Source organism: Frankia sp. CoWAU3, from assembly GCF_977971855.1.
Genome location: NZ_CDWWXB010000307.1, coordinates 1 through 3,042 on the forward strand (window position 1 = coordinate 1; position 3,042 = coordinate 3,042).

Annotated in this window: 3 protein-coding genes; 2 read left to right on the forward strand and 1 reads right to left on the reverse strand. The window is 69.7% G+C overall.

Annotation, left to right across the window (positions count from 1 at the left end; all coding sequences use genetic code 11):
* Positions 1 to 5: 5 nt before the first annotated feature.
* Complete coding sequence (locus tag AC08ON_RS17645; RefSeq protein ID WP_476617393.1) at positions 6 to 650, reverse strand: hypothetical protein; 645 nt, start codon at positions 648 to 650, stop codon at positions 6 to 8.
* A 214-nt stretch (positions 651 to 864) separates the two neighbouring features.
* Here AC08ON_RS17645 and AC08ON_RS17650 point away from each other — a divergent pair, with 214 nt between their 5' ends.
* Both AC08ON_RS17650 and folD read left to right on the forward strand, forming a co-directional pair.
* Complete coding sequence (locus AC08ON_RS17650; RefSeq protein ID WP_476617394.1) at positions 865 to 1,506, forward strand: P-loop NTPase family protein; 642 nt, start codon at positions 865 to 867, stop codon at positions 1,504 to 1,506.
* Positions 1,507 to 1,892: 386 nt separating this feature from the next.
* Complete coding sequence (gene folD / locus AC08ON_RS17655; RefSeq protein ID WP_476608645.1) at positions 1,893 to 2,759, forward strand: bifunctional methylenetetrahydrofolate dehydrogenase/methenyltetrahydrofolate cyclohydrolase FolD; 867 nt, start codon at positions 1,893 to 1,895, stop codon at positions 2,757 to 2,759.
* The last annotated feature ends 283 nt before the right edge of the window (positions 2,760 to 3,042 follow it).

Here is a 3,042-nt window from a genome sequence, read left to right on the forward strand (position 1 = left end):
GTACGTCACACCACGCGACCTTCGCGCAGCCCTGCGCTGTTACCCACCACCCTTCCCTGCACCGTGACGGCCACGGCGGAACTCAACGGTCCGCCAAGCGTGCCCAGATCCGTCATCGTGCCGTTCGACCACCGGTAGGCGTGCTGCTCGCCCGTATTGGTGGTGCTGGTCCCCACGATGAATCCGGTGTCGCTGACGTCGACCGCGGTACTGGACTGTCCGCCCTGACTGGGGGTGCCGCCGAGGAATCCCAGCGACTGATAGACGCCACGGTTCCAGCGGAACGCCTCCCGGCTGTAACGCGTGGTGTTCTCGCCGACGACCACGCCGGCCTCGCTCACCGCGGCCGGCCGGCTGTTCCCCGGCAGGCTGCGCACCGTACCGTCGTGGTAGACGAACCCACTGAGCTCGGATGATGAGGTCTGCCAGTAGCCCGCGAAAAGGCCTGCGGTGTTGCCGCCGGTGAGGAGACCGGAGACCCCGGTCGGGGATGGAATGTCCACGACGGCGGGTCGGGTGGGCGCGGGTGGGGAGGACGGCGCCGCGGTGGCCGCGCCCGCCGCGGTGGCGGAGCCGAGGTAGCCGAGCGACCAGGGCGCGAGGGTCGTGGCCACCGTGGCGGCACGGATGAATGTCCTTCGATCGTTCATCGCGAAATGATCTCCTCTGGTCGGCTGCCACGGTCAGCCGTCGATGGTGATCGGCCGACGTCGGTCGACCGGCTGGAGGAGTTCGTGGAGCCATCACGCAATGCCAACTCTCCGAGGCCGGAGGATTGCAACATGATCTACCGTCGTCAACCAACGACACGCTGGCACCGTCGGCGGCTCACCCCCTCGGCTTGGCGGTGACGGTCGGGTCAGGATGAAGGACGATGTTTCGCCACCAGGCCGGGCGCACCAGTGGGACACTGACCGGGTGAATGCGCTCGGGACGAGCCGTGACTCCGCGCCGGCAGCGATGTCCTCTGACGCCCGGCGGATCCTCGTCGTCGGCAGCGGCGGGGCGGGCAAGAGCACCCTGGCGCGTGAGCTCGCGCGCCAGACCGGACTGCCGCTCGTGCATCTCGACCGGTACTTCTGGCAACCGGGATGGGTCGAGACACCCACGGCGCAATGGCGGTCCGTCGTTGCCGACCTCGTCGCCGAGCCCGCATGGGTGATGGACGGGAACTACGGCGGCACGCTGGACCTGCGCATTCCCGCCGCCGACCTCATCGTGTTCCTGGACCTGCCGCGGCGGATCACCATCCCACGAGTCCTGCGACGCTGGGCACGGTGGCACGGGCGGAACCGTCCCGACCTCGCCGCGAGCTGCCCAGAACGGCTTGCCCTCGCTTTTCTCACGTGGCTGTGGAGATATCCGAGTACCAGCCGCAACCGTCTCGCCGACAGCATCGCCGAACACCACGCCGGACACCGGGTCGTTCGTCTGTGTACCCCGCGTGAGGTTCGTCTCTGGCTGGCCGCCGTGGCCTATTCGGGAGTTCCAGCGGCCCGCCCGTGACGGCCACCGGCCGTCACCCGGCCGTCGGCTAGCCGTCACCCGGCGGCCGTCGCCGGTGAATGTGGGGGGACCTGAGCACGGTCTGCGGTCCCTGGACCGTGCCTTGCTCCCCACGTGCCTTGCTCCCCACAATGTGGCCGGCGTCGGTGCTTCCCGCGCCCGAGGGTTCCCCTCGGTGGTGGGTATGACGGTACCGGGCACCTGTGTGCCATGTTGGCGTAGCGTGCTCGCTCGGGCTCTGCCGGATGTCGGGGGACCGCGCCGGACGCCTGGCTGACCCGGGCATGACCCGGCTTGGAGACCGGATCGGACCCGGGCATGACCCGGATCGGAGACCCGAATAGAACCCGGACATGATCTGACGACCGTGACGCGAAGGGCCGATAGTGAGCGCAGTGACAATCGACGGCAAGGCCGTCGCCCGCAGAGTGCGTGAGAAGGTGGCCAGGGAGGTCGCTGAGTTCCGCGACCGGACCGGCATCCAGCCCGGCCTCGCGACCGTGCTCGTGGGTGACGACCCCGCGTCCGCCGTGTACGTCGGTGGCAAGCGTCGGGCCTGTGTCGAGGCCGGCATGGCCGACCTGCATCAACACCTGCCGGCCGACACCTCCCAGGAGAAGGTCGCGGCGCTCTTGGATGATCTTTCCGCCGATCCGGCCGTGTCGGGTATTCTGCTGCAGCTTCCGGTGCCCGAAGGCTTGGACGGGGCCGCGCTCGTCGGCCGGATCCCACCCGGGAAGGACGTTGACGGGCTCACCACCGCCAGCGTCGGTCTGCTCGCCCGGGGTCTGCCGGGTCTGCGGCCCTGCACACCGTCCGGGATCATCGAGTTGCTGGACTCCTACGACGTCGAGTTGTCCGGTACGCCCACGGTCGTCGTCGGTCGTTCGGAGCTGGTCGGTCGTCCGGTGGCAGCGCTGCTGGTGGGACGTAACGCGACCCTAACGATCTGTCACTCCCGTACACGGGACCTGGCGGCGGTCTGCCGCGGCGCCGACGTGCTCGTCGTCGCAGCGGGAAAGCAGGCGATCATCGGCGCCGACGCGGTGAAGCCGGGCGCCACCGTCATCGACGTCGGCATGCACCGGACCCCGCAGGGCCTGCGTGGCGACGTGGATTTCGAGGCGGTGCGCGAGGTGGCCGGGAAACTGACCCCGGTGCCGGGCGGGGTGGGGCCGATGACGATCGCGATGTTGCTGCGCAACACCCTGCTCGCTGCGCAGGCCGCCACCGGGGCTGACGGTCCGGGCTGACGGTCATCGCAAGCCGCTTACCGCACCGAGTCACCCCGGGCTTGCGGGTCACATCCCTGACGTGAAGGTTTTCATCGGTTCTTCGCCCGCCGGCCGGTGGGGCCTACGAGTTCTGTCGGTGGCATGCGCCAGAATCGCCATCGTTGGGCAGGATGTGCGTTCGGCGTGGGGAGACGGGCATGACCAGCGGGGACGAGTCCGAGCTCAGGGACGGCGGCGGGTCGGCGGCACGGGCGCCGTCCTCGCCAGCGCCAGCGGCGCAGACCCCGCCAGCGCCCCCGCC